General features: G+C 64.1%; 29 protein-coding genes. 10 read left to right on the top strand and 19 right to left on the bottom strand.

Annotated features, from left to right (window positions below; all coding sequences use genetic code 11):
• Nucleotides 1-2 precede the first annotated feature (2 nt).
• The 7 genes from ccmC to ccmI are packed head-to-tail and all read left to right on the top strand — an operon-like array spanning nucleotide 3 to nucleotide 5,191.
• Nucleotides 3-746, top strand: a complete 744-nt coding sequence (gene ccmC, locus G542_RS0102605; protein ID WP_027823301.1) for a heme ABC transporter permease CcmC — start codon at nucleotides 3-5, stop codon at nucleotides 744-746.
• The gene (ccmD, locus tag G542_RS15695; RefSeq protein ID WP_012697559.1) at nucleotides 743-994 is read left to right on the top strand and encodes a heme exporter protein CcmD; all 252 of its coding nucleotides are present in this window, start codon (nucleotides 743-745) and stop codon (nucleotides 992-994) included. The genes ccmC and ccmD overlap by 4 nt, the downstream gene beginning before the upstream one ends.
• Nucleotides 978-1,418 carry a cytochrome c maturation protein CcmE gene (ccmE, locus tag G542_RS0102595; RefSeq protein WP_027823300.1) on the top strand — a complete coding sequence of 147 codons (441 nt, stop codon included), beginning with the start codon at nucleotides 978-980 and terminating at the stop codon, nucleotides 1,416-1,418. Before ccmD ends, ccmE begins: the two co-directional genes overlap by 17 nt.
• A complete protein-coding gene (locus tag G542_RS0102590; RefSeq protein WP_027823299.1) occupies nucleotides 1,418-3,349 on the top strand; it encodes a heme lyase CcmF/NrfE family subunit in 1,932 nt (643 codons plus the stop codon). The genes ccmE and G542_RS0102590 overlap by 1 nt, the downstream gene beginning before the upstream one ends.
• Nucleotides 3,346-3,891: a DsbE family thiol:disulfide interchange protein gene (locus tag G542_RS0102585; RefSeq protein ID WP_012697562.1), complete on the top strand. Its 546-nt coding sequence runs from the start codon at nucleotides 3,346-3,348 to the stop codon at nucleotides 3,889-3,891. Before G542_RS0102590 ends, G542_RS0102585 begins: the two co-directional genes overlap by 4 nt.
• Nucleotides 3,888-4,379 (top strand): cytochrome c-type biogenesis protein, encoded by a 492-nt coding sequence (locus G542_RS0102580; protein WP_012697563.1) that lies wholly within the window; start codon nucleotides 3,888-3,890, stop codon nucleotides 4,377-4,379. Before G542_RS0102585 ends, G542_RS0102580 begins: the two co-directional genes overlap by 4 nt.
• Nucleotides 4,376-5,191: a c-type cytochrome biogenesis protein CcmI gene (gene ccmI / locus G542_RS0102575; RefSeq protein WP_012697564.1), complete on the top strand. Its 816-nt coding sequence runs from the start codon at nucleotides 4,376-4,378 to the stop codon at nucleotides 5,189-5,191. The genes G542_RS0102580 and ccmI overlap by 4 nt, the downstream gene beginning before the upstream one ends.
• A gap of 57 nt (nucleotides 5,192-5,248) precedes the next feature.
• On the opposite strand, the gene G542_RS0102570 is transcribed toward ccmI, so the two are convergent.
• From G542_RS0102570 to G542_RS0102560, 3 genes are all read right to left on the bottom strand, one after another.
• Nucleotides 5,249-5,449, bottom strand: coding sequence for a hypothetical protein (locus tag G542_RS0102570; protein ID WP_155826586.1), 201 nt, complete (start codon nucleotides 5,447-5,449; stop codon nucleotides 5,249-5,251).
• A 258-nt stretch (nucleotides 5,450-5,707) separates the two neighbouring features.
• A complete protein-coding gene (ccoG, locus tag G542_RS0102565) occupies nucleotides 5,708-7,099 on the bottom strand; it encodes a cytochrome c oxidase accessory protein CcoG (protein ID WP_012697566.1) in 1,392 nt (463 codons plus the stop codon).
• A 147-nt stretch (nucleotides 7,100-7,246) separates the two neighbouring features.
• Nucleotides 7,247-8,650 carry an aminotransferase-like domain-containing protein gene (locus G542_RS0102560; RefSeq protein ID WP_012697568.1) on the bottom strand — a complete coding sequence of 468 codons (1,404 nt, stop codon included), beginning with the start codon at nucleotides 8,648-8,650 and terminating at the stop codon, nucleotides 7,247-7,249.
• Nucleotides 8,651-8,964: 314 nt separating this feature from the next.
• Between G542_RS0102560 and G542_RS0102555 the strand changes: the two genes are divergently transcribed.
• Entirely contained in the window at nucleotides 8,965-10,176 is a 1,212-nt protein-coding gene (locus G542_RS0102555; RefSeq protein ID WP_027823297.1) for a branched-chain amino acid ABC transporter substrate-binding protein, read from the top strand.
• 340 nt (nucleotides 10,177-10,516) lie between these two features.
• On the opposite strand, the gene G542_RS0102550 is transcribed toward G542_RS0102555, so the two are convergent.
• The 16 genes from G542_RS0102550 to G542_RS0102475 all read right to left on the bottom strand — a co-directional run bounded on the left by G542_RS0102550 (nucleotide 10,517) and on the right by G542_RS0102475 (nucleotide 23,119).
• Nucleotides 10,517-11,332, bottom strand: coding sequence for a segregation and condensation protein A (locus G542_RS0102550; RefSeq protein WP_051189872.1), 816 nt, complete (start codon nucleotides 11,330-11,332; stop codon nucleotides 10,517-10,519).
• 53 nt (nucleotides 11,333-11,385) lie between these two features.
• A complete protein-coding gene (locus tag G542_RS0102545) occupies nucleotides 11,386-12,588 on the bottom strand; it encodes a tryptophan--tRNA ligase (RefSeq protein WP_012697572.1) in 1,203 nt (400 codons plus the stop codon).
• Between the two features lie 30 nt (nucleotides 12,589-12,618).
• The gene (locus G542_RS0102540; RefSeq protein WP_012697573.1) at nucleotides 12,619-13,257 is read right to left on the bottom strand and encodes a site-2 protease family protein; all 639 of its coding nucleotides are present in this window, start codon (nucleotides 13,255-13,257) and stop codon (nucleotides 12,619-12,621) included.
• Nucleotides 13,258-13,273: 16 nt separating this feature from the next.
• A complete protein-coding gene (locus G542_RS0102535) occupies nucleotides 13,274-13,906 on the bottom strand; it encodes an L-threonylcarbamoyladenylate synthase (RefSeq protein ID WP_012697574.1) in 633 nt (210 codons plus the stop codon).
• A gap of 29 nt (nucleotides 13,907-13,935) precedes the next feature.
• Nucleotides 13,936-14,799: a 3',5'-nucleoside bisphosphate phosphatase gene (locus G542_RS0102530; protein ID WP_027823295.1), complete on the bottom strand. Its 864-nt coding sequence runs from the start codon at nucleotides 14,797-14,799 to the stop codon at nucleotides 13,936-13,938.
• Nucleotides 14,800-14,868: 69 nt separating this feature from the next.
• Complete coding sequence (locus G542_RS15690) at nucleotides 14,869-15,051, bottom strand: oxidoreductase-like domain-containing protein (RefSeq protein ID WP_034984891.1); 183 nt, start codon at nucleotides 15,049-15,051, stop codon at nucleotides 14,869-14,871.
• A complete protein-coding gene (locus G542_RS0102520; RefSeq protein ID WP_027823294.1) occupies nucleotides 15,048-15,266 on the bottom strand; it encodes an RNA-binding S4 domain-containing protein in 219 nt (72 codons plus the stop codon). The genes G542_RS15690 and G542_RS0102520 overlap by 4 nt, the downstream gene beginning before the upstream one ends.
• Nucleotides 15,267-15,408: 142 nt before the next feature.
• Nucleotides 15,409-16,398 carry an asparaginase gene (locus G542_RS15685; RefSeq protein ID WP_162142321.1) on the bottom strand — a complete coding sequence of 330 codons (990 nt, stop codon included), beginning with the start codon at nucleotides 16,396-16,398 and terminating at the stop codon, nucleotides 15,409-15,411.
• A 48-nt stretch (nucleotides 16,399-16,446) separates the two neighbouring features.
• Complete coding sequence (locus tag G542_RS0102510) at nucleotides 16,447-16,827, bottom strand: diacylglycerol kinase (protein ID WP_034984890.1); 381 nt, start codon at nucleotides 16,825-16,827, stop codon at nucleotides 16,447-16,449.
• Between the two features lie 32 nt (nucleotides 16,828-16,859).
• Complete coding sequence (locus G542_RS0102505; protein ID WP_012697580.1) at nucleotides 16,860-18,029, bottom strand: O-succinylhomoserine sulfhydrylase; 1,170 nt, start codon at nucleotides 18,027-18,029, stop codon at nucleotides 16,860-16,862.
• Between the two features lie 94 nt (nucleotides 18,030-18,123).
• Complete coding sequence (gene purF / locus G542_RS0102500; protein WP_012697581.1) at nucleotides 18,124-19,647, bottom strand: amidophosphoribosyltransferase; 1,524 nt, start codon at nucleotides 19,645-19,647, stop codon at nucleotides 18,124-18,126.
• Nucleotides 19,648-19,696: 49 nt separating this feature from the next.
• Complete coding sequence (locus G542_RS15680) at nucleotides 19,697-20,245, bottom strand: CvpA family protein (protein WP_012697582.1); 549 nt, start codon at nucleotides 20,243-20,245, stop codon at nucleotides 19,697-19,699.
• A 5-nt stretch (nucleotides 20,246-20,250) separates the two neighbouring features.
• Nucleotides 20,251-21,033 (bottom strand): SPOR domain-containing protein, encoded by a 783-nt coding sequence (locus G542_RS0102490; RefSeq protein WP_012697583.1) that lies wholly within the window; start codon nucleotides 21,031-21,033, stop codon nucleotides 20,251-20,253.
• A 26-nt stretch (nucleotides 21,034-21,059) separates the two neighbouring features.
• Nucleotides 21,060-22,334, bottom strand: coding sequence for a bifunctional tetrahydrofolate synthase/dihydrofolate synthase (gene folC / locus G542_RS0102485; RefSeq protein ID WP_027823293.1), 1,275 nt, complete (start codon nucleotides 22,332-22,334; stop codon nucleotides 21,060-21,062).
• Complete coding sequence (locus G542_RS0102480) at nucleotides 22,331-22,765, bottom strand: protein YgfX (protein WP_027823292.1); 435 nt, start codon at nucleotides 22,763-22,765, stop codon at nucleotides 22,331-22,333. Before G542_RS0102480 ends, folC begins: the two co-directional genes overlap by 4 nt.
• A gap of 6 nt (nucleotides 22,766-22,771) precedes the next feature.
• Complete coding sequence (locus G542_RS0102475; RefSeq protein ID WP_012697586.1) at nucleotides 22,772-23,119, bottom strand: hypothetical protein; 348 nt, start codon at nucleotides 23,117-23,119, stop codon at nucleotides 22,772-22,774.
• 155 nt (nucleotides 23,120-23,274) lie between these two features.
• On the opposite strand from G542_RS0102475, the gene G542_RS0102470 reads away from it, so the two are divergent.
• Both G542_RS0102470 and G542_RS0102465 read left to right on the top strand, forming a co-directional pair.
• A complete protein-coding gene (locus G542_RS0102470; RefSeq protein ID WP_027823291.1) occupies nucleotides 23,275-25,197 on the top strand; it encodes an ATP-binding cassette domain-containing protein in 1,923 nt (640 codons plus the stop codon).
• Nucleotides 25,194-25,703: a C40 family peptidase gene (locus tag G542_RS0102465; RefSeq protein WP_012697588.1), complete on the top strand. Its 510-nt coding sequence runs from the start codon at nucleotides 25,194-25,196 to the stop codon at nucleotides 25,701-25,703. Before G542_RS0102470 ends, G542_RS0102465 begins: the two co-directional genes overlap by 4 nt.
• The last annotated feature ends 5 nt before the right edge of the window (nucleotides 25,704-25,708 follow it).

The following is a 25,708-nucleotide window of genomic DNA, read 5'->3' as shown; positions in this document are numbered from 1 at the left end:
TCATGAAGATCAACTGGATGCGCTTTGCCGCCCCGCCCCGCTTCTACATGCTGACCGGACAGATGCTGCCGTGGCTGTGGCTGCTGTCGGCCCTGCTGGCGGTGGCGGGCCTGTATGTCGGGTTTTTCGTGGCGCCGACCGATTTCCAGCAGGGCGAAGGCTACCGCATCATTTTCGTGCATGTGCCGGCCTCGTGGATGTCGATGCTGATCTACGTCGTGGTGGCGTTCTGGAGCGCGGTGGGGCTGGTGATGAACACCCGCCTGTCGTTCATGATGGCGCAGGCACTGGTGCCGACCGGCGCCATGTTCACCTTCCTGTCGCTCTGGACCGGCGCCCTGTGGGGCAAGCCGATGTGGGGCGCCTGGTGGGTGTGGGATGCGCGGCTGACGTCGGAGCTGATCCTGCTGTTCCTGTACCTCGCCATGCTGGCACTCAAGGCCGCCATCGACGACCCGCGCCGTGGCGACCGGGCCTGCGGCCTCTTTGCACTGGTCAGCGTGGTCAACGTGCCGGTGATCTATTTCTCGGTCAAATGGTGGAACACCCTGCACCAGGGCGCCACGGTCAGCGTGACCCGGGCGCCGTCGATGGCGCACGACATGCTGCTGGCGATGCTGCTGATGGTGTTCGCCGCCTGGGCCTATTCGATTGCCGTCGCCTTTGTGCGCGTACGCGTACTGATCCTGGAACGTGACATCGACACCGAATGGGTCAAACGCATCCTGAGGAAATCTGCCGCATGAACTGGACCTCTGCCAGCGACTTTTTTGCCATGGGTGGCTATGCCCTGTACGTCTGGGGCTCGTTCGGCATGTGCTTTTTCGCCGTAGCGCTGGAGCTGCTGATCCTGCGCCGCCACCGCCGCCGCACCATGCGCCAGCTGGCCTTGCGCGTGGCCATGGATGATGCCGGCGATCAGGCATGGTCCGCACCGCTGCCGGCAGACCCGGCGCAACCTTCACGGGAGACTGCCGATGCATCCCAAGCGTAAGAAACGCCTTCTGATCGTGCTGGCCGGCCTGGCCGTGGTGGCCGTGGCCAGCGGCCTGATCCTCAACGCCTTTCGCAGCAATCTGGTGTTCTTCCATACCCCGACCGAAATCGCGGCGGGCCAGGTCGATGCCGGGCAGGTCATCCGGGTGGGCGGACTGGTGGAAGCCGGCAGTGTCGAGCGCGAGCCGGACGGCCTGCGGGTGCGCTTCGTGATCACCGACACGGCCAGATCGGTGCCGGTGCGCTACGAAGGCATCCTGCCCGACCTGTTCCGCGAAGGACACGGCACGGTGGTCCAGGGCCGGATCGGTACCGATGGCGTGCTGGCTGCTACCCAGGTGCTGGCCAAGCACGACGAAAACTACATGCCGCCGGAGGCCGCCGATGCCATCCAGCGTGCAGGCGAAACGGTGGTGCAGTGATGTGGGCAGTCTTACCTGAACTGGGTCTTCTGGCACTGTGCGCCTGCGTGGCGGTATCGGCCATCATGGGCGGCCTGCTGCTGCGGGGCGCAGCCACGGGCGAGCGGGCGCTGGTGACGGCGGCCCGGCCGCTGGCCGTGGTGCAAAGCCTGCTGGCGTGCCTGGCCTTTGCCGCCCTGATGCTGCTGTTTGCCGACAATGATTTTTCCGTGCGCTACGTGGTGCAGCAATCCAGCAGCCAGCTGCCGCTGGTGTACCGGCTGGCGGCGGTATGGGGCGGGCATGAGGGCTCGCTGCTGCTGTGGCTGCTGCTGCTGTGCGTATGGACGCTGGCGGCGGCGCTGTGTTCGCGTTCGCTGGACGACGCCATGCGCGCCCGGCTGGTGGCGATCATGGGCCTGATTGCGGCCGGGTTCGGCTTTTTCCTGCTGCTGACTTCCAACCCGTTTGCCCGGCTGGACATTCCGGCCGTTGAAGGGCGCGAGCTGAATCCGATGTTGCAGGACCCGGGCCTGATCGTGCATCCGCCGCTGCTCTACATGGGTTATGTCGGCTTTGCGGTGGCGTTTGCCATGGCGCTGGCCGGGCTGATGGCCGGCCGGATCGACGCAGCCTGGGCCCGCTTTGCCAGACCGTGGACCACGCTGGCATGGGTCAACCTGACGGCCGGCATCGCCGTGGGCAGCCTGTGGGCCTATTACGAGCTGGGCTGGGGCGGCTGGTGGTTCTGGGATCCGGTTGAAAACGCGTCGTTCATGCCCTGGCTGGCTGGCACGGCACTGATGCACTCGCTGGCGGCGACCGAAAAGCGCGGCGTGTTCAAAAGCTGGACAGTGCTGCTGGCCATCCTGACCTTTTCGCTGTCGCTGCTGGGCACTTTCCTTGTCCGTTCGGGCGTGCTGTCGTCGGTGCACGCCTTTGCCTCCGATCCGGGCCGGGGGGTGTTCATCCTCGCGCTGCTGGCAGTGGTGGTCGGTGTGTCGCTGGTGCTGTTTGCCGTCCGCGCGCCGGACCTGACCAGCACGGCCGGCTTTGCCCCGCTGTCGCGCGAATCGCTGCTGCTGGCCAACAACGTGCTGCTGTGCGTGGCTACGGCCTCGGTGCTGCTGGGCACTCTGTATCCCCTGATGGTGGATGCGCTGAACCTTGGCAAGCTGTCGGTCGGCCCGCCCTACTTCAATGCGGTGTTCATTCCGGTGATGCTGCCGCTCCTGCTGCTGATCGGGCCGGGCAGCGTGGTGCGCTGGAAACGCCAGGCCGGCATGGAGCTGGTGAAGGGGCTGTGGCATGTCCTGCTGGCGAGCGCGGTGCTGGCGATTGTCTGGAGCGGTACGCTGGCGCCCTTCTCGCCGCTGGTGGCCTTGGCCCTGTTTGCCGCGCTCTGGATCATTCTGGGTGCGCTGTGGGACCTGCTGCGCCGCTGGCGCGCCGGCCAGCGCCCGGGTCTGGCCACGCTGGGCATGCATCTGGCCCACGTCGGCGTGGCGGTGACCGTCATCGGCATTGCCCTGACTTCGGGTTATGAGCGCGAGCGCGACGTGCGGCTGGCCGCCGGCGGTTCGGCCACACTGGGTGCCTACCGCTTTACGCTGGAAGACATCGGCGACAGCAACGGCCCCAACTATCTGGGCGTGACCGCCCGTCTGACCGTAACCGACAACGGGGCGCCGCTGGCCGTGCTGACGCCGGAAAAACGCATTTATGCCTCGATGCCGGGCATGCCGATGACCGAAGCGTCGATCCATGCCGGTTTTTTCAACCATGTCTATGTCGCGCTGGCGGACCAGCTGGAAGACGGCAGCTGGGGTGTGCGCCTTTATCACAAGCCGTTTGTCGGCTGGATCTGGTACGGCGCACTGCTGATGGGGCTGGGAGGCCTGCTCGCCATGGCTGACCGCCGTTACCGCCTGCGCCGGAGGAATCGCCCATGACGCCGCTTGCCCGTCGCCGCCTGCTGTGGGCGCTGCCGTTCCTGGTGTTTGTGCTGCTGGTGGGCCTGTTTGCCGCCGGCCTGCAACGTGATCCGCGGGCGCTGCCGTCGCAACGCGTGGGCCAGCCCGCTCCGGCTTTCAGCCTGCCAAGGCTGGACGACCCGGCGCAGCGCTTTGCGCCGGCCGACCTGAAGGGCCAGGTGTGGCTGCTGAATGTCTGGGCGTCGTGGTGCTCGGCCTGTGCCCAGGAGCATGCGGCCGTCACCGAACTGGCACGCGGGCACGGTGTCACCGTCGTCGGCCTGAACCAGCAGGATGAGCCTGACGCTGCCCGCGACTGGCTGGCACGGCTGGGCAATCCGTACCGCCTGTCGGTGATGGATACCGATGGCCGGATCAGCATCGACTACGGCGTGTACGGCGTGCCCGAAACCTTTGTCATCGACCGTGACGGCATCATCCGCTACCGCCACCTCGGCCCGGTTACGCCCGAGGTGAACCGCGATGTACTGTTGCCCCTGATCCGGAAACTGCAATCATGATCCGACCCTTCCTGTCTGCACTGGCGCTGGCCGGTGCCTTGTGCAGTCCTGCGGCGCTGGCGCAGGAAGGCCGGGACCTGGCGGAAGACCCGCTGGTGGAAACCCGGCTGCGCGAAGTCTCCAGAGAACTGCGCTGCCTTGTCTGCCAGAACGAAACGCTGGCCGATTCGCAGGCCAAGCTGGCGCAGAACCTGCGCCGCGAGGTGCGTACCCTGATCATCGACGGCAAAAGCGATGCGGAAATCATTGATTTCCTGACCGAACGCTACGGCGATTTTGTCCTCTATGACCCGCCGTTCAAGCCCTACACCTGGCTGCTGTGGCTGGGGCCGGGCCTGCTGCTGCTGCTGGGTGGCGGTACCTGGTGGCGCATTGCGCGCCATTCCGGCACCACTGCCGAGCCGTCCCTGAGCGATGACGAGCGCAACCGGGTGGCAGCCTTGCTGCACCGGACTCCCCCGAAAACCAGACAGGATTCGCAATCATGACCATGTGGATAGCCGGTGTCGCCCTGCTGGCCGGCGTGCTGGGGCTGGGATTTGCCTGGCCGGTATTGCGGCCGCGAGAGGTCAGGCAACAGCGGCTGGAGGCCCGAGACGTGCTGGCCGAAGAATGGCAGGCACTGGACCGCCGGCGGGCGGATGGCGAGCTGACAGCGGAACAGCACCAGTCCTTGCAGGCAGAGCTGGGCCAGCGACTGCTGAACGAAACGGCCTCTCCGGCACCGGACAGGCCGGCCGACACGGCCGCCTCGGGCAAGCGCTGGCTGCTGCTGGGCGGGCTGACCACGCTGGTGCTGACCGGCAGCCTGTACTGGCGGACCGGCCGGCCGGACCTGGCGCTGGCACCGCCGCAGACGGCCCGGAGCGCCATTGGCGACGACATGGTGCAGAAGCTGGCCGCACGTCTGGCGGCCAATCCGGGGGACCGGGCCGGCTGGGCCATGCTGGGGCATTCCTACTATGTACTGGAGAACTACGATGGTGCGGTGGATGCCTTCGCCCGGATTGCCGGTACCCTGTCGGATGATCCGGACCTGCTGGCGGAATATGCGATCGCCCTGTCGCTGAGCAGCGTGGAGCCCAGGCCCCATGCGGCGCGTCCGCTGCTGGAGGATGCCAGCCGGCTGCTGCCGGACAACAGCGCATTGCGGGTGTTTCTGGCCCGTGACATGCTGGCCAACGGTGAAACCGGAGCGGCAATTGCCGAACTGGAGGCCGCACGGGAGCTGGAGAAAGCCGACCCGCTGCGGGTGAAATTCATCGAGTCCATGATTGAGGAAGCCCGTCATCCCCGGTGACGGGCCCTGCCTGTTGCGGCCTCGGCGGCCAAAAAGAAAACGCCCCGGAAAGGGGCGTTATTCTTTGCGTGCACCGTAGACGGCGTCTACCAGTGCGTCCAGGTCTTCATGGAACCGGCGAGCCTCGGCCTCGCGTCGTTCTACACCGGTAGTGGGGCGGTGCTGGAAGCGCTCGCGCCACGGGCCAAGGGAGAAGCCGGTCATCTGCTCGATTTCCTTGAGCGAAGACGACTTCTGGGGTGAGGGATGATGGCGCACCATAAACATCTCCTGACTGAAGAACATGAAGTCACTGACGGATCGCAGCGCAGTGGATGTCATAACACGACGCGCAATCCCAATGCAATCCTCTAATTAACACATTTACGTGAAGCTGATATGAACACGGTACACCTCCGTGCGACACAAAGCATGCCAGTCCATGCGGCTACAACATGAGACCGGACAGCCGGCAATAAAGTTCCGCATGTCCGGTCTTTGCCTGTACCGGCCCGCAGGCCGGCAGCACCAGTCGCTTCAGGGCAGGACAAAGCGGCTTGCCGCCTGGGCCGATACGGCCGGATCATGCCCGGCCACGATCCGGAACACGACCGGCCGGATGCCCGAAGCCTCACTGTCAGCCGGGACGGACACTGTCACCGGCAACGGCACGACGCTTCCAGGTGCCAGCCAGACCTGCTCCGGTCCGATGATTTCCAGGCCCGGCAAGCCGCTGACCTGAAGGCTGAAACGTCGCGGCACATCGTCCAGATTGGCCACTTTCAGGGTATAGGTGTTTTCGATGTGTCCGCTGGCACTCTCCCGGTACAGTTCGCCCCGGTCCCGCAGTACATCGATCCGTACCGGCGTGCGCGTTTGCAGCATCCAGCCTCCCGCCGCCGCAACCAGCAACAGCAGACAGGCATAAGTCACCACTCGCGGCCGCCGCAATACGGATGCCTGCGCCCCCTGACAGGATGCCTCACTGGCCGGCATGAAGCGGATCAGGCCGACAGGTTCGCCGGTTTTCTTCATGACACCATCGCAGGCATCAATGCACAGGCCGCAGTTGATGCACGGATATTGCAGGCCGTCGCGGATGTCGATGCCGACAGGACACGCCTGGACACAGATGCCGCAGTCAATGCAGCTGCCTTGTTCACCCGCCTGCCGGCGCACGTGGCGCGGCTCTCCCCGCTGGCGGTCGTAACCGGCATTGCGGGTAGCCTGATCGACCATGACGCCCTGAAAACGGGCATAGGGACACATGTGCTGGCATACCGCCTCCCGCGCCAGCCCGGCCTGTACGTACAGGAATGCACTGTAGAAAACCAGCCAGAAGCCTTCCCACGGACCGGCCGATCCGGCCAGCAGGGCTGGCAGCAACTCCCGCACCGGCGTGAAATACCCCACAAAGGTGATGCCGGTCCAGACAGCCAGCAACAGCCACAGACCATGCTTGACCGACTTAAGCACCAGCTTGCGTCCACTGGCCGGAGCCTGGTCAAGCCGCAGCCGTGCCAGATGGTCGCCTTCCACCCGGGCCTCGATCCAGGTAAAGACGGCGGTATAGACCGTCTGCGGGCAGGCAAAACCGCAGAACACCCGTCCGGCCAGTGCCGTGGCAAGGAACAGGGCAATGGCGGCAAAAACCAGCAGCAGTGCCAGCAGCAAGGCATCCTGCGGCCACAGGACGAGGCCGAAGAAATAGAGCTTTTCATGGGCGATGTCGAACAGGATCGCTTGGCGGACCGTACCGTTTGCATTCCATTCCAGCCAGCAGCCACCGTAGAAAACAGCCTGGGTGATCCAGACCATGATCCAGCGCCAGGTATTGAACCTGCCGGATACGGCTCGGGCGTGAATGGCCCCTTTTTTCCGGTACAGCTCCAGCCTGGCTGCATGCAGTCTGTCGATACTCTGGCCCATTGTCGTTCTCCCCCTGATGACTCCGCGGGGTGCATTCCCCGGACGGCACAAGAGGCGAGTAAATCATCCGGCAACCAGACCAGACAGATTCAGGATTGCGGATTTTTCATAGGAACAGATTGGCAATCCGTATCGAAAAAAACATGGCTATAGCTGTCTTGATATCAGCTCACCCAGCCTGGCGACCGCCGGTTGCACATCGGCATGACCAAAATTCAGCCGGATGTAATTTCCAAATTCGCGCTTGGCCGAAAAAACCGGTCCCGGAGCAATGCTGATGCCCTGCTGCAAGGCTTCACGGTGCAACAACAGGGCATCCACCTGTCCTGGCAGCTCCAGCCACTGGAAATATCCTCCCTGCGGCCGGGCCAGCCGTGTCCCGGCCGGAAAGCAGCGGGATACTGCCCCGGCCAGCTCTGCCTCCTGCCTCGCCAGCGTCTGCCGCAACTGTCTCAGGTGCTTGTCAAAACTGCCCTGCTTCAGGTATTCGGCCAGCGCCATCTGTACCGGAATCGTCGTGGCCAGACTGAGCGAAAACTTCTGCCGCTGCACCAGACCGGCGTAGCGGCCGGCCGCCACCCAGCCGGCCCGGTAGCCGGGCGCCAGGCTTTTTGAAAACGACGACACATGCATGACCAGCCCCGTGGTGTCGACCGCCTTGCTGCTCAAAGGCGCCCGCTGCCCGAAATGCAGTTCGGCGTAGACATCGTCCTCGATCAGCGGCACATCGTGGCGGCGCAACAGGGCCAGCAAAGCCTGCCTGGCCTCATCCGGCACCAGGCTGCCGGTCGGATTGGCAAAATTCAGCATGAACAGGCAGGCCTTGACCGGATAATGCCGAAGCGCATCGTCCAGTGCCGCCAGGCTGACCCCTTCGCGGGGATGGCTGGGAATTTCGATCACTTTCAGCCCCAGACGTTCACTTGCCTGCAACCCGGCGTAAAAGGTCGGAGATTCCACGGCAATCAGGTCCCCCGGCTGCGTCACGGCCTGCAGGCACAGGTTCAGCCCTTCCATGGCACCCGAAGTAATGACGATTTCCTGCGGCGACACCGCAGCCCCTTGTGCCAGATAGCGCAAGGCCAGCTGCCGGCGCAGCTCTTCATGGCCGGGCGGCAAGCCGGTCAGGGTGTCCTGAGGAGCGAATTTCCGGGCTGAGCCAGCCAGAAAGCGCCCCAGTTTGTCGAGGGGATACAGGCGGGGACAGGGAAAGCCGGAGCCCAACGGCACGATCAACGGATCCCTGACGCTTTCAAGAATCTGGAAAATGAAGTCACTGACCTGCAACCGGGTCGAGCCGGATTCCGGCTGCGTCATTCCGGGTTCGGCCAGCTTGTGGCCCAGACGGGCCCGCACGAAATAACCGGACCTGGGCCGCGCTTCGATCAGGCCCCGGTTTTCCAGCAGGTAGTAGGCCTGCATCACCGTCACCGGGCTGATGTCGTGAGTACGGCAAGCCTGCCGGATCGAAGGAAGCCGGTCGCCCGCCCGCAGAATGCCGTCGTCGATCAGTTGCTGCGTTTGTTCGGCAAGTGCTTGATACCGGCTCATGAAGTGTGGTCGCGCCTGTCCAGACTGATATTCCGCAGCCCCGGCCGGGGTTGCCTGGCAAGTATATCAAGCCGTGCTCCCTTGCCCGTCCGCACCATCCGGAGCCCGTACGCACAGCAAGACGGCAAAGCGCATGGCCGGGACCATGCCTCGTCCTGGCAACAGGTCTGCAAACAGCCATTCCCTGACGTTGACAAGCGGAAAATGGCATATCAATAATTGTTATGTCATACGGTCAATTGAGTCAATTGGCATGATTCATGCAAGACCTTCGACGCATCACATAATTTCAGGGAACACAGAGGAAAACACTCATGCAATTCGCGCGCCTCAGTCTCATCGCCGCTGCCGTCGCCACCCTTGCTGCCTGCGGGCAGAAAGCCGAAACCAAGCCGGCTGCCGAGGCCGGCGCACCGGCTGAAGAAGTCGTCAAGATCGCCAGCGTTGCTCCGCTGACCGGCAACATCGCCCACCTTGGCAAGGACAACGAGTCCGGCGTCAAGCTGGCAGCCGACGACCTGAATGCCCAGAACATCGTGATTGATGGCAAAAAGATCAAGTTTGAGGTTGTCTCGGAAGACGATCAGGCAGACCCGAAGGTTGCCACCCAGGTTGCCCAGCGGCTGGTGGACCAGAAAGTCAGCGCCGTGATCGGCCACCTGAATTCCGGCACCACCATCCCGGCCTCCAAGATCTATGCAGATGCCGGCATCCCGCAGATTTCGCCCTCTTCCACCAACCCGGCCTACACCACCCAGGGCTTCAAGACGGCCTACCGCGATATCGCCAACGACGTGCAACAAGGTACCGCTCTCGGCAATTTCGCCGTGGACAGCCTGAAAGCCAAGAACATCGCCGTCATTGACGACCGCACCGCTTACGGCCAGGGGATTGCCGACGAATTCGTCAAGGCAGCCGAAGCCAAGGGCGCCAAGGTGGTCAAACGTGAATTCACCACCAACAACGCAACCGACTTCATGGCCATCCTGACCTCCATCAAGGGAGCCAAGCCGGACGTGATTTTCTACGGCGGCATGGATGCCCAGGGCGGCCCGCTGGCCAAACAGATGCAGAAGCTCGGCCTGCAAGCCAAGCTGCTGGGAGCTGACGGCCTGCAATCGCCGGAATACATCAAGCTTGCCGGCGATGCCGCCACCGGAACCTACGCTTCGTCAGTGGGCATGCCCAAGGACAAGATGCCTGGCTTCAAGTCGTTCAACGACAAGTACAAGGCCAAGTACGGCGAAGTGCAGATTTACTCGCCCTACAGCTACGATGCCACCATGATCGTGGCCGAAGCCATGAAACGTGCCAATTCGACCGATCCGGCCAAGTACGCCGGTGAAATTGGCAAGACGAACCACAACGGTGTCACCGGCAATATCCAGTTTGACGCCAAAGGCGACATCAAGGATGGCGCAGTGACGGTCTACCAGGTGAAGGACGGCGGCTGGGTCGCTCTGGAAACCGTGGGCGGCAACACTCCGGTGGCAGCTCCGGCACCGGCTGAAGAGAAAAAGCAGTAAGCGGCCAGTCTGGCTGATCCTGATGCCTCCCCTTAGGGGAGGCTTTTTTCATTCGCGGATAACGGAACAACCTGCCTGGTGCCAGCCCCCGTACATGAGCAGGGCCGCCACACGTCACTGGCCTCAGACACAGGAGAACTGCTACCGTCAGGCGTCACCGGCGGCGGTCCTTCACCGGCACGAGCCATCCATTCCATTGACCGAAACAGAAAAACTGCCGATCGGGCACCTTCCAGCCCTGTGCCTGGCCTGCCCGAAGAAAAAACCTGCAAGGGCGAGGCGTGCTGGCAACGGCTGAGTCATCCACATGCAGCCGCAGATTCCGCCGATAAACAGCCCATCACGCTTCATCGGTCACAGGCTCACGCCGGGGCACCATTGCCTGCCGGACATAAATCGGGGCATACGCTTCGTCCTGGCTGATCAGGACCAGACCTTCCTTGGCCAGCTCCAGCATGGCAATGAAATTGACCACCACATGCCGCACGCCCAGTGTCGGGTCAAAGAGCTCGTCAAACGGTACAAACGGCTTGAATGCCAGTACGCGCAGGATCGCACTCATCTGCTCGCGCACCGACAGCTCATCCTGCTGGATTTCATGCCGGCGGTTGTTTTTGGCCCGGGCAAGGATTGCCAGCCACGCCTGGCGGATATCCACTACGGTCAGCTCCGGCAAGCGTTTTTCCGCACTTTGCTCGACCAGCACCGCCAGCCAGGCAAAGTCGCGCTCCGCCTGGGGAATGCGGTCCAGCTCCAGTGCCGCCAGCTTGATCTGTTCGTATTCCAGCAGGCGCCGCACCAGCTCGGCGCGCGGATCTTCCAGCTCATCGGCCAGCTCGGCCGGCGGCCGCGGCAGCAGCATGCGTGACTTGATCTCGATCAGCAGCGCTGCCATCAGCAGGTATTCGGCTGCCAGTTCCAGTCTGGCATCGCGCATGCCGTCGATGTATTCCATGTACTGGGCCGTAATGCGCGCCATCGGAATGTCGAGCACGTCTAGGTTCTGCTTGCGGATCAGGTAGAGCAGCAGGTCCAGCGGACCTTCAAAGCTCTCCAGGATCACCCGCAGTGCATCGGGCGGAATGAACAGGTCCTGCGGTGTTTCCAGCACGGCTTCGCCGAACACCACGGCAATCGGTGGCGCAGAAACCGGCATGCCGTCCGGCGGGACGGCATGTTCGGCAGAGGTGTCACTGACGGGGGTACCGGTCACAGATACCCCAGGCCCATGGCTTCGCGCACGTCGCGCATGGTGTCTTCAGCCAGCTTGCGGGCCTTTTCGCAACCGTCGGCCACAATGTTTTTCACCAGCGTCGGGTCATCAAGATACTGCTGTGCCCGTTCAAACATCGGTTTCTGCTCGGCCAGCACTCCGTCGATGACCGGCTGCTTGCACTCCAGACAGCCGATGCCGGCTGACGTACAGCCCGCCTTGACCCACTTGTGGGTCTGCTCGCCGGTGTAGACCTGATGCAGCTGCCACACCGGGCATTTGTCCGGATTGCCCGGGTCGGTGCGACGCACCCGTGCCGGGTCGGTCGGCATGCTGCGGATCTTGCGCGTAACCGACTCGGGCGCCTCGCGCAGGAAAATGCCGTTACCGTAGCTCTTGGACATCTTCTGTCCGTCCAGCCCCGGCATGCGGCTGGCCTCGGTCAACAGGGCCTCGGGTTCGACCAGAATGGTCTTGCCCTTGTTTTCAAGGTAGCCAAACAGGCGCTCGCGGTCGCCGTGGCTCAGGTTCTGCGTATCGGCCAGCAAGGCCCGCGCCGCTTCCAGCGCCTCGTCATCGCCTTCTTGCAGATAGCGGGTACGCAGGTCGTGGTACAGGCGGGCCTTCTTGCTGCCCATTTTCTTGACGGCGGCTTCGGCCTTGTCCTCGAACCCGGCTTCGCGGCCGTACAGGTGGTTGAAGCGGCGGGCCACTTCGCGGGTGATCTCGATGTGCGGAATCTGGTCTTCGCCCACCGGCACGTACTGTGCGCGGTAGATGAGGATGTCGGCCGACTGCATCAGCGGATAGCCCAGAAAACCGTAGGTACCCAGATCCTTGTGCGACAGCTTTTCGATCTGGTCCTTGTAGGTCGGTACCCGTTCCAGCCAGGAAAGCGGCGTGATCATCGACAGCAGCAGATGCAGCTCGGCGTGCTCCGGGACCTGGCTCTGCACGAAAATGGTGGCCTGCGCCGGGTCCACACCGGCAGCCAGCCAGTCGATCACCATGTCCCACGTACTTCTGGCGATGATGCCCGGATCGTCATAACTGGTGGTCAGGGCATGCCAGTCGGCGACAAAAAACAGGCATTCGTGCTCGGACTGCAGGCGCACCCAGTTTTTGAGCGCACCGTGATAGTGGCCCAGGTGCAGGCTGCCGGTCGGGCGCATGCCCGAAAGAACGCGGTCGGGGAACATGGACATCTTCGTGGAAGGGCTCGGTAGCGGTTACAGGAAAAGATTGAGGAAACCATACACCAGCCCCATGAAGGGCCGCATGATGGTGGTCAGCAGACCGGTGAAGATCAGCGCGATCAGGATCCACATGCCGTAGGGCTCGATGCGCGACACGCTGTACGCCTGGCGCTGCGGCAGCAGGCTGACCAGGATGCGCCCGCCGTCCAGGGGTGGAATCGGCAGCAGGTTCAGCACCATCAGGCTGACGTTGATCATGACTCCGGCCTGGCACATCAGCGCCAGCGGCGTGCCGAAATAACCGCCCAGCGTACTGGACAGCTTGAACAGCAGCACCCAGCCGATCGCCATGGCCAGATTGGCCAGCGGCCCGGCCACGGCCACATAGCGCATGTCGCGCTTGGGGTGGCGCAGGTTGGAAAAGTTGACCGGCACCGGCTTGGCCCAGCCGAAGATGAAACCGCCCAGGAACAGCGCCAGCAGCGGGATCAGGATGGTGCCGACCGGATCGATGTGCTTGAGCGGATTGAGCGTCATGCGCCCCATCATGAAGGCCGTTGCGTCACCGTAACGCTTGGCGACGTAGGCGTGCGCAGCTTCGTGCAGGGTGATGGCCAGCAGGACCGGCAGCGCGTAGATGGCGATTTTCTGGATCAGTGAATATTCGAACATGGATGTTCCGTGCGGATCAGTCGTCAGACCAACCAAAGGGTTTGAGGGCGCCGGAGCCTTTGCGGACCAGTTCGGGAGCACCGGAGGTCAGGTCAATCACCGTCGTGGGGTCGACACCACAATAGCCGCCGTCGATGACCAGATCGACCTGCGGTCCGATAGTGTCACGGATGTCGTACGGATCGGACGGCGGCTCGTTTTCACCCGGCAGCATCAGCGTGCACGACAGCATCGGCTCGCCCAGCTCCTCCAGCAGTGCCAGCGCAATGGCGTTGTCCGGCACGCGCAGGCCGATGGTCTGGCGTTTGGGGTGCAGGGTACGGCGCGGCACTTCCTTGGTGGCTTGCAGGATGAAGGTGTAGGCCCCCGGCGTCACCGACTTCAGCAGGCGATAGACCGTGTTGTCGACGCGGGCGTAAGTACCCAGCTCGCTCAGGTTGTGGCACACCAGCGTGAAGTGGTGGCGCAGGTCCAGCTGCCGGATGGTGATGATGCGGTCCATCGCTTTTTTGTCGGACAGGCGGCAGCCCAGGGCATAACAGGAATCAGTGGGATAAACGATCACCCCGCCCTCGCGCACGATCTTCACCGCTTCGCGGATCAGACGGGCCTGGGGTGTTTCGGGGTGGATGGAAAAGAACTGTGACATGGTTGGCAATCGGTTGGAAAAAATGCGCCCTACAGGGTTTCAGCATAGTCGGCCGGTGACAGGCCAAGGCGCTCCCACACCGGCAGGCAGCCTTCGGGCAAAGGCTGGGTCAGGCCGACATCGCGCCCGCCTTCTCCCGGCGCATGGAAATCGCTGCCGCTGGATGCCAGCAACCCCTCGGCCCGGGCCAGTTTGCCAAACTGGCTGATTTCGCTGGCTGAGTGGCTGGCACTGACCACCTCGATCGCCTCGCCACCCGCCGCCTTGAAGTCGGCGATCAGCTCGCCCATCAGCCTGCGGCCGATCTTGTAGCGTCCCGGATGGGCAATCACGGCAATGCCGCCGGCAGCACGGATCCAGCGCACGACGTCGGCCAGTTCGGCCCACTGGTGCCGGACATAGCCCGGCTTGCCGTTGACCAGAAAACGCTTGAATGCCTGGTCCTTGTCCTTGGCCCGACCCGTCTCGATCAGATAGCGGGCGAAGTGGGTACGGCTGATCATTTCCGGATTGCTGCAATAGCGCATGGCACCGGCAAAGGCGTCCTCGACGCCCACGCGCAGCAGATCTGCCGCCATGGCTTCGGCGCGGCCAATGCGGCCTTCGCGGATCAATTTCAGCCCCAGGGCCAGGTCCGGCTGTTGCGGATCAACCCCGAGACCGACGATATGGATCGTCCGGTTGTGCCAGGTCACGGAGACTTCCACGCCCGCTACCAGATGCACGCCGCAGGTTTCTGCTGCCTGCCTGGCTTCGGCCAGACCGGCCGTGCAGTCATGGTCGGTCAGCGCCAGTATGCGGCAGCCGCGGGCAGCCGCCCGGGCCACCAGTTCCGCTGGCGGCAGGTCTCCGTCCGATGCGGTGGAGTGACAGTGCAGGTCAAGAAGGTTCATGCCCAAAACGCAAGACAAAGAGCGCTATGGTAACGCCAGCAGCCCCTGCTCCGATAGCCGTGCCCGCTGCTAGCCGGCCACCGGCGGCTGTTGCCGGGCCAGCCAGGCTGCATGGGCCTGCCGCCAGAGCGCCGTTTCTTCGGCATGAACCACCCACACACAGCGCTCGCAACCGGAGCCGCAGCACTCGTTCTCTCCCGGTGCCTGTGGCGGCAGCGGTTCCGGATCAAGCACGTCCGCCATGCCGGTCATTCGCCGCCCTCGACCCGGATCGTGAAGCCCGGACCACTGACAGTCTGACCGGCGCGGATCTTGCAGGTCTTGCGCAACTCGGTCTGACCGTCGACTTCGACCACGCCGGTTGCCACCAGTTGCTTGCCGGCACCGCCTGAATCGACTACGCCGCACATCTTGAGCAGATTGCACAACGGCACGAATTCACGGTCCAGCTGGTATACCTCGTTCATTTTCTTCACACCCATACAGGGACAGCCCTGTGCATGCCCTGTGGAAAAGCTGGCCAAGTCATTGAACCTGACCGGAAAACAGCAACCTGCTTAAAAAACAGGCAGCCACACGTCAAAACAGCCGGAACTGTACGGCACCGGCTCAGGCCGGCACACTGCTCCATTCGCCCGGCCGGCCACCGGCCAGTTGCTGACGGACATGCTGCGGGTCGGTTTCGGTCGCCAGCAGCACGGTCAGCCGGGCCAGCGCCGCTTCCGGCGTCATGTCAGCCAGAGGCACCACGCCGGCAGCCACCAGCGCCTGCGAGGCGGCATACGCGCCCATGGCCACCGCCCCCTGCCAGGCCTGTGTCACCGTGGCCAGCACCACGCCACGCCCGGCCGCGGCCAGCAGATGCGGTGCCAGCGCGTCCGGCACATTGCCTGCACCATATCCGGCCAGCACGGCCCCGGCCAGATGCGGCAGGGCCAGCGTGGCCACGGCGGCATCCAGCGTGGCACCGGGTGCCAGCCAGACCAGCGCCACGGCAGGCAGGCTTTCCGGCACGATGCGGCGCACACCAGACGGTGCGGCAAACCGCTCCGGATGCCAGCCTCCGGCATCGAAAAGTGGCAGGTCATTGGGCGCCACAAAGGCCGCATCGGCCAGGCTGTGGGCCTTGCGTACCCGGCAGCCGCGCCAGACCCGGCCGGCAAACGGCACTACCACCTCGCAGAGGCCCGCCTGTCGTACGGCAGACACGGCCAGCCGGATGTTGGCCGGTGCGTCCGATCCGGCCTCGAACAACGGCCGCATGGACCCGGTCACGGCCACCGGCTTGCCCAGTCCGGCCAGCAGGCAGGCCAGTGCTGACGCCGTATGGGCCAGCGTGTCCGTTCCGTGCAAGACCACAAAGCCGTCAGCCGCATCGCGCCGGGCATCAATGTCCCGCGCCAGCCGCAGCCAGTCGGCCGGAGTGGCGTTGGAAGAGTCGATCAGCGGGTCGTATTCGGCCAGCGTCCAGTCGATGTCCGCCGGCAGCAGCGGCGCCAGTGCCGCATGCATCACGCCGGGCACCGGAGCCAGGCCGTGGGCGGTCGGCTGCATGCCGATGGTGCCGCCCGCGTAAAGAAAGCAGATTCGTTGTTTCATGGCGCGCATTGTGCGACAACACCCGCCCGAAGCAAAAGGATTTGGCGGTCAGATCCGGCCCAGCAGCGCCGCCGCCCAAAGCCCGACCAGCCAGACCAGCGTGATCAGCTGCGCGGCACTGCCGCAGTCCTTGGCCTTTTTCGATTCGGGATGGATCTCTCCGCCAAAGCGGTCGATGGCGGCCTCGATGCCGGTATTCAGCAGCTCCACTACCAGTGTCAGCACATGCGACAGCAGGATCAGCACGGTCGCCAGGGGGCTGAGGTCCAGCCACAGCGCCAGCGGCATGCCGATCACGGCCATCAGCACGACTTCGCGGAATGCCGCCTCGTCACGGAAAGCTGCCTTGAGACCGTCGAGGGAATAGAAGAAAGCCTTGTATACGCGCATGTCAATCGTCCGCTGGAAATGCGCGCGATAGTAGCGCATCTTTCCAGCAGATTGACATGTTTTGCCGCTGGTCAGGCAAGCCCGCGCAGCAAATCGGCCTGGATGTCGTCCGGATGCTCCAGCCCCACCGACAGCCGCAGCAGGCCCTCGGTAATGCCCGCCGCCTCGCGCACTTCCGGCGCCAGCCGGCCGTGGGTGGTGGTGGCGGGATGGGTCAATGTACTTTTGACATCACCAAAGTTGCCGGTACGCGAAATCATGCTGATGGCGTCCACCACCTTCCAGGCCGCCTCGCGTCCGCCGTCCAGTTCGAATGCAATCACCGCCCCGCCGGCGCGCTGCTGGCGGCGAGCCAGTTCAAACTGCGGATGGCTAGGCAGCCCCGGATAACGCACCCGGCGCACCTGCGGCAGTTGCTCCAGCCAGGTGGCCAGCTTCAGGGCACTGGCGCAATGCCGCTCCATGCGCACAAACAGCGTTTCCAGCCCCGACAGCAAGACCCAGGCGTTGAAAGCCGACAGGGTGGGACCGGTGGTGCGGACATACAGGTAAACCGGCTCGATGAGCTTGTCCGACCCCACCACGGCTCCGCCCAGTACCCGGCCCTGCCCGTCGATGTATTTGGTGCCGGAATGCACCACCAGGTCAGCGCCCAGCGCCAGCGGCGTCTGCAAGGCCGGTGAACAGAAGCAGTTGTCCACCACCAGAAGCGCCCCGGCGGCGTGGGCAATGCCGGCCACGGCGGCAATGTCGGTCAGCTCGGTTTGCGGATTGGATGGCGTTTCCAGAAAGAAAAGCCGGGTGTTGCCGCGGATGGCAACCTGCCAGGCCGACAGGTCGGCCGGCTCGACAAAGCTGACTTCGATGCCGAAGCGCGGCAGCAGGGTGGCCAGCATGGTGTAGGTGGCGCCGAACAGGCTGCGCGAAGCGACCACATGGTCCCCGGCCGACAGATGGGTAAACAGCACGGCGTGAATGGCCGCCATGCCGCTGGCCGTGGCCTGGCAGCGTTCGCCCCCTTCCAGGGCCGCCAGCCGTTCTTCAAACGCATTGACGGTCGGGTTGGTGAAGCGCGAATAGGTATAGCCGTCGGCCTCGCCGGCAAACAGCTGGCGCGCGTCTTCGGCCGACTCGGTCAGGAAGCTCGACGTCAGGAACAGCGGCAGGCTGTGTTCGTTGCAGTGGGTCAGATGGCGGCCGGAACGGATGGCCAAGGTTTCGGGATGCGGAGTCGTGGTCATGATGCAATCGGGACAGGCAGGGTGATCGATTCATCATAAATAAAAACGCGCCCTCAGGCGCGTTCGTTTGGTCATACCCTTATGCCGCAGCACATCAGATCAGGTTCTGCTCGGCTGCATTCAGGTTCAGGTCCAGCGGCTCGCTGTCACTGTTGCCACGGACGGCATTCCGGCTGGCTTCCACACCGGCCAGATAGGCTTCGTCGATGTCGCCGGTGATGTAATGCCCGTCAAAACAGCTGGTTTCGAAGTCGGTCAGTTCGCGGTTGGCTTCGTGCACGGCATCGCGCAGCGCGTCCAGATCCTGGTAGATCACGGCATCTGCACCCAGTTCGCGGGCGATCTGCTCCACCGTGCGGTTGGTGGCCAAGAGCTCGGCGCGGGTCGGCATGTCGATGCCGTACACGTTCGGCCAGCGCACTTCCGGAGCGGCCGAGGCGAAATACACCTTGTTGGCGCCGGCATCGCGCGCCATCTGCACGATTTCGCGGCTGGTGGTGCCGCGCACGATGGAGTCGTCCACCAGCAGCACGTTCTTGCCGGCAAATTCGCTGGCAATGGCATTGAGCTTCTGGCGTACCGACTTTTTGCGCGTGGCCTGCCCCGGCATGATGAAGGTGCGGCCGACGTAGCGGTTCTTGATGAAGCCCATGCGGAACGGCAGGCCCAGATGGTTGGCCAGTTGCAGGGCGATCGGCATGGAGGTGTCCGGAATCGGGATCACCGTGTCGATCTCGAGGTCCGGCATTTCGCGGCGGATCTTGTCACCGAGCTTCTCGCCCATCAGCAGGCGGGTCTGGTAGACGCTGGCACCGTCGATGATCGAATCCGGGCGGGCGAAATACACGTATTCAAAAATGCATGGCGTACGCGGATGCGTTTCGGCGCAGTGGCGGGTCGAACGGGAACCGTCAAAACGCACCACCACGGCCTCGCCCGGCAACACGTCGCGCTCGCGCTTGAAGCCGAGACCGTCCAGCGCAACAGATTCGCTGGCGAGGATGTATTCAGCTCCCTGCGGGCCATCGTGCCGGCCCATGACCAGCGGACGGATACCGTGCGGATCACGGAAGGCCACAAGGCCAAAGCCGGCGATCAGCACCACTACGGCGTAGGCCCCGCGCACGCGCTTGTTGACTTCGACGATGGCATTGAAGATGGCGTCTTCGCACAGTTCGCGGCCGTAAATCTGCTTTTGCAGCTCGTGCGCGAACACGTTGAGCAGCACTTCACTGTCCGAGTTGGTGTTGATGTGGCGCAGGTCCTGCCGGAACATTGCCTCTTTCAGCTCGGCGGTATTGGTCAGGTTGCCGTTGTGCGCCAGCACGATGCCGTAGGGCGAGTTGACGTAGAACGGCTGCGCTTCGGCCAGGTTGCTGGCCGAGCCGGCGGTCGGATAACGCACATGCCCGATCCCGGCGTTGCCCACCAGGGAGCGCATGTTGCGGGTGCGGAACACGTCACGCACCATGCCGCTGCCTTTGTGCATGTGAAAGCTGTTGCCGTTGCCGGTCACGATGCCGGCTGCATCCTGCCCGCGGTGCTGAAGGACTTGCAGCCCGTCATACAAGAGCTGATTGACGGGCGTTTTGCCCACTACACCAATGATCCCACACATGATTTGACGTTTTCCCGATAGCTAAGGGGCTGGTGATGAAGCCAGCGGTTCAGGTTGCAAGCGATGGCTGAAAAGGTTGCGAAGGAAAGGCCGGCGGCGCGGCCTTCTTGTTGAAATCGATACGGCTGGCCATGGCTTCCGGCAGCCACGGCGTCAACTTCTGCGCCAGCATCTCGAGCGGCGCCACAATCTGCGAATTCTGCCAGAACGGCTCGCCCGGCATGCGCGTCAGCCCGCCCATCAGCACGATCAGCGTGGCAATCAGCACGCCGCGCGCCAGGCCGAATCCGGCCCCCAGCAAACGGTCGAGCCCGCCAAGGCCGACACCGGCCACCATCCGGCTGACCAGGGCACGCACCACGGCACAGGCCATCCAGCCCGCCAGCATCAGCCCGGCAAACGCCAGCAGCCAGCGCAGGTCGGCGGTCGGCACACTGGCCGGCACCAGCGGTTCGAATTCGGCGGCATAGCTTTTGGCCACCCAGAACGCCACAAACCAGCTTGCCAGCGACAGCACCTCGTGTGCCATGCCACGCCAGAGCGACAGCAAGGTCGAAGCCCCGATCAGGGCGAGCAGGATCCAGTCGAAAGTCGTCATGGCAGTTATTGCGGCACCAGAATGCCGGGCTGGCCGGCCTGATGGATTTTCCTGAGCGCGGCCTCGGCCTCGGCCTCGCTGGCAAACGGACCGACGCGCACGCGATGCACCACGCCCTTGGCGGTCTGCACCGGCGTCACGCTGGCCGATACGCCGGCAGCGGCCAGTTTCTTTTTCAGGGATTCGGCAGAGCCTTCTTCCGACAGGGCGGCCACCTGGATCACGAAGCGGCCACCCTTGGCGGCCGGAACAGCCTTGCCAGCGGCGGGCGGCACTTCGGCCTTGGCCGCGACAGCCGGTTTGTGGGCCGGTTTGCTCGTCGGCAACGGCCCGGATTCGTCAAAGTCGGCCAGTCCGTTGAGGATGGCAGCCGGGTCCCGGGCCGGCCGGGGGCTGGCGGCCGGTACATCCGGCTTGACCGTCACCTTGGGCGGCTCGGCCTTTACCGGCGGCACCACTGGCGGCGGCGGCAGCTTGACATCTTCCGGACGGGTCGGCTCGGGATTGGTGGTAACCGGCTCGCTGACCGGAGGCAGGTCCTGCTCGGCTGACGGCACGCCGGGATGCTCGGCCGCTACGGGCGGAGCAGCCGGTACGGATGCCGGCGCCTGCGGGCCAAGACTGACCACTTCAATGCGTTCGGGACGGATATCCAGCTGCGGCTGTGAATCGACCACTTTCCACAGCAGCACAGTAGAGACAGACACCAGCGCCACGGCACCCACGAGCCGGCGGCGCGCCCGCTTGCGCAGCAGGATCAGCTCTTGCTGGTTTCTCGATTCGATCATGCGCTGTAGCCTTTTGCAGTCGTCGATCAGGAGTCGGATCGGCTGGCCGCCACGATGGCAGCGACAGTATGAAAGGAGCCGAAAACGGTGATTCTATCATTTTCCGTCGCCTGCTCGCGTGCCTGGCGGTAAGCGGTGGCCAGATCGGCACATTCGTGGATCCGCGTCACCCCGTGCGCCCGCAGCCTGGCAACCAGTCCGGCCACCGGCATGGCGCGCGGCGAATCGGCAATCGGCGCCACCCACCATTCATCAAATTCGTCCTTGGCCAATTCGATCACGCTGTCGACATCCTTGTCGGCCAGCATGGAAAACACGGCCAGCCGCCGTTCGGCGTAATTCAGGGTTTGCAGGCTGGACACCATGGCACGGATGGCGTGCGGATTGTGCCCCACGTCCAGCACCGTTACCGGCCGGCCGGGCAAGACCTGGAAGCGGGCCGGCCATTCGACCTCCAGCAGTCCGCGGCGCACGGCGCCGGCACCGACCGGCAAGCGGTCACGCACGGCCTCAAGGATTGCCAGCACCAGTGCTGCATTGCCCATCTGGTAATTGCCACGCAAGGCCGGCGTCGGCAGCGCATGACGCCGGGACTGGCCACACCAGAACTCCCACTGCAACGGGTCGGTACGGGTAAAGCCGAAATCACGCCCGGCCAGCCACAGCGGCGCACCGATGGCGGCAGCATGCCCGACCAGCCGGGCCGGTGGTTGCGGGTCAGCGCACAAGGCCGGTTTGCCGGCACGGAAAATGCCGGCCTTCTCAAAGCCGATGTCTTCGCGGTTGTCGCCCAGCCAGTCCTGGTGATCGAGGTCCACCGACACCACGGCAGCACAGTCTGGCTCAAACACGTTGACGGCATCCAGCCGGCCGCCCAGGCCGACTTCGAGGATGGCCACGTCTACTTTGGCATCGACGAAATTCCACATGGCAGCCAGCGTGCCGAACTCGAAATACGTCAGCGGCACATCTCCGCGCCCGGCCTCCACGGCCGCCAGCCCGCGCACGATGGCCTCGTCGGACAGCGGCTCGGCATCAATGGCAATGCGCTCGTTGTAAACCATCAGGTGCGGCGAGGTATACGTACCGACCCGGTAGCCGGCGCTGGCCAGAATGCGGGTCAGCATGGCGCAGACCGATCCCTTGCCGTTGGTGCCGCCCACGGTGATGACCGGAAACCCCGGCCGCAGCGGCATGGCGTCGACCACCTGGCGCACGCGCTCAAGGCCAAGGTCAATGGAAGAAAGGTGCAGGCTCTCCAGATGGGACAGCCAGCCGGCGAGTGTAGTCGGAAGGGTCATGCGGAACGGTGGGCAGCAGGATCAACAGAAGGGTCAGAACGATACCAGATCAGGTAGCGCCGCAGACAGCGGCCTGCTCCGGCATCCAGGCGGTCCGGCCAGAGCAGCAGGCGTACCGGCCGCGTGGCCGTGCGACCGGCAAGCCAGACCAGCCAGGGCCATACCCGGGTGGCAGGCGAGCGCCAGACTGGCAGGCCGTCCAGCCACAGCTGTCCCTGCACGTCGAGGACCAGCCGCTGGCGGGGCGCACCGAGCCAGCCTTCCTGCCGCAGCCGCCACAGGGCCAGCAGCAGCACGGCAGGCACCAGCCACGCCATGCCTGCGAGGCACACGGAAATACCGGCCAGCACCGCCAGCAGCATGGCCAGCGCACCGCCGGTCCGGCTCGGACGCAGCACGCAGGCAAACGGCTCGACGGCGGGTGGCTTCACGCCGGATTATTCGACCGGCGTGTTTTCGAGGTCGCCCTCGAGCGTGTCGATCACCATGGAATGGATTTCAACGTCGAACCATTCCCAGAACACCTTGAGCGAACGGTCCTGCGGCCAGACGGCCGGATCTTCGTACCAGGTCGACAGCTCCATTTCGAAGAGCTTTTCTGCCAGATCGTCCACATAGCTGACGCCTTCTTCCGGCTCGTCGAACTCGGGAATCATGATCACCGTGCAGTCGGCGCGCAGGCTGTCGAGCGACAGCTCCATGTCGTTGTCCGGAACCTGGTTGAGCCAGTCGACAAACGGCTGTTTGGGCTTGATGACAGCCACGGAACGATCGACGAAATACATATCCAACTCCTCAATACAGAAACCGGCATCCGGCACGGCGCATCCAGGGCCGCAGGCAAGCCCGGATTGTAACAGCCGGCCCGCACACCCGCATAAGCCATCCGGAGTAAAATGCGGCACTTCACCGTTGTTGTAGCTGCAAGGACCGCGTACCGATGCCCCTCCTGACCCTGGAAAAAGCCAGCCTCGCCTTTGGCCATCACCCCCTGCTCGACCAGGTTGATTTCGCCCTCGAGCCGGGCGAACGTGTCGGCCTGATCGGCCGCAACGGAGCGGGCAAGTCCTCCCTCCTCAAGGTCATCGCCGGCCAGAGCCGGCTGGATGACGGCCGCCTCAACCGCCAGAACGACGTGGTGGTGGCCTATGTGCCGCAAGAACCCGTCTTCGCCGACGGCGACACGGTCTACGATGCCGTGGCCGAAGGACTGGGCGACATCAAGGCCCTGCTGTCCGACTACCACCGCGTCAGCCACGAACTGGCCCATGCCAGCGGCGACACCGGCGACCTGCTGGCACGCATGGAAGCCCTGCAAGTGGAGCTGGAAGCCCGCAACGGCTGGCAGTTCGAAACCCGCATCGCCAGCACCCTGTCGCACCTGTCCCTCGACCCGGACACCCTGGTTTCCGCCCTCTCCGGCGGCTGGAAAAAACGCGTGGCGCTCGCCCGCGCGCTGGCAGCCACCCCAGACGTGCTGCTGCTCGACGAACCCACCAACCACCTTGACGTCACCGCCATCGAATGGCTGGAAACCCTGCTCAACAACTTTGCCGGTGCCGTACTGCTGATCACCCACGACCGGCGCTTTCTCGACAACGTCGTCACCCGCATCATCGAACTCGACCGCGGCATCCTGCGCAGCTACCCCGGCAGTTTTTCCGCCTACGAAACCCGCAAGGCCGAAGAACTGGTCATCGAAGAAGAGCAGAACCGCAAGTTCGACAAGTTCCACGCCCAGGAAGAAGTCTGGATCCGCAAGGGCATCGAGGCACGCCGCACCCGCAACGAAGGCCGGGTGCGCCGGCTGGAACAGCTGCGCCGCGAGCGAGCTGCCCGCCGTGAGCGTGTCGGCAAGGTCAACCTGCAGATCGACGCCGGCGGCAAGTCCGGCAAGCTGATCGCCGAACTCAAGGATGTCAGCAAGGGCTACGCCGGACGCACGCTGATCAGCGGCTTTTCCAGCCGGCTGATGCGCGGCGACAAGATCGGCCTGATCGGTCCCAACGGCGCCGGCAAGACCACGCTGCTCAAGCTGATCCTCGGTGAAATCCCGCCCGACAGCGGCGAAGTCCGCCAGGGCACCGGCCAGCAGATTGCCTATTTCGACCAGTTCCGCAGCCAGCTGCCGGAAGACGCCGCCATCATCGACGTCATCGGGGACGGCAAGGACTATGTCGACATCAGCGGCCAGCGCAAGCACGTGATGAGCTATCTGGAAGATTTCCTGTTCTCGCCGGCCCGCGCCCGCAGCCCGGTGCGCTCGCTCTCCGGCGGCGAGCGCAACCGCCTGCTGCTGGCCAAGCTGTTCACCCAGCCTGCCAACATCCTAGTGCTCGACGAACCGACCAACGACCTCGACATCGACACGCTGGAACTGCTCGAACAATTGCTGATCGACTACCCAGGCACCGTCTTCCTGGTCAGCCACGACCGCGCCTTCCTCGACAACGTCGCCACCCAGGTCATTGCCTTCGAAGGCGAAGGCCGACTGCGCGAATATCCCGGTGGCTATACCGACTGGGTGAACACGCGGACACGCATGGCCGAACTCGCCGCACCGGCCAGACCCGCAACACCGGTACCGGCCGCCGGCAACGCGACCGCACCGGCCAGACCGGCACGGGACAAGACACGCACCCGGCTTTCATACAATGAAGTACGCGAGCTGGAACGGCTGCCGGACGAAATCGCTGCGCTGGAGGCCGAACAGGCCGGGCTCAACAAAAAGCTGCTTGACCCGTCCGTGTGGAAAGACCAGGCCGCTGCCGCCCGCGACTGGCAGGCTCGCATCGAAGCCATTGACGAACTGCTGCTGGACAAACTCGCCCGCTGGGAAGAACTGGAGGCCAAGCAATCATGACCCTGACTACTCCGCGCACCACCGTCCTGCTGCTGGCAGCCCTGCTGCTGGCAGCCTGCTCGACCACACCGCCGCCACGCACCGGCAGCTGGAAACCCGACCGCAGCCTCGCCCGCATCGAGGCCAGCGGCGATGCCCGCGAAGTGGTGATGGTGGCGCTCGGCCTGCTGGACGTGGGCTACCAGTTTGGCGGCAAAAACCCCGAAGCCGGTCTGGATTGCTCGGGCATGGCGGCCTTCATTTACCGCAATGCGGTCGGCGTCAGCCTGCCGCACAACGCAGCCGAAATCGCCAACCGCACCCGTCCGGTCAACAAGAACGAACTTCAGGCCGGCGACATGGTGTTCTTCAACACCATGAACCGCCCGTATTCGCACATGGGCGTCTATCTTGGGGATGGCAAGTTCATCCATGCACCGCGCACCAACAGCACGGTACGTGTCGACAGCCTGGACAACCGCTACTTCGCCAGCCGCTTTGACGGCGGGCGAACCGTGTTCCGCTAAGGAGA

The organism is Laribacter hongkongensis DSM 14985 (genome assembly GCF_000423285.1).
GTDB classification, from domain to species: Bacteria; Pseudomonadota; Gammaproteobacteria; order Burkholderiales; family Aquaspirillaceae; genus Laribacter; species Laribacter hongkongensis.
The sequence above is the reverse complement of the archived record's forward strand: the minus strand, read 5'-3'. Positions and strand labels throughout refer to the sequence as shown.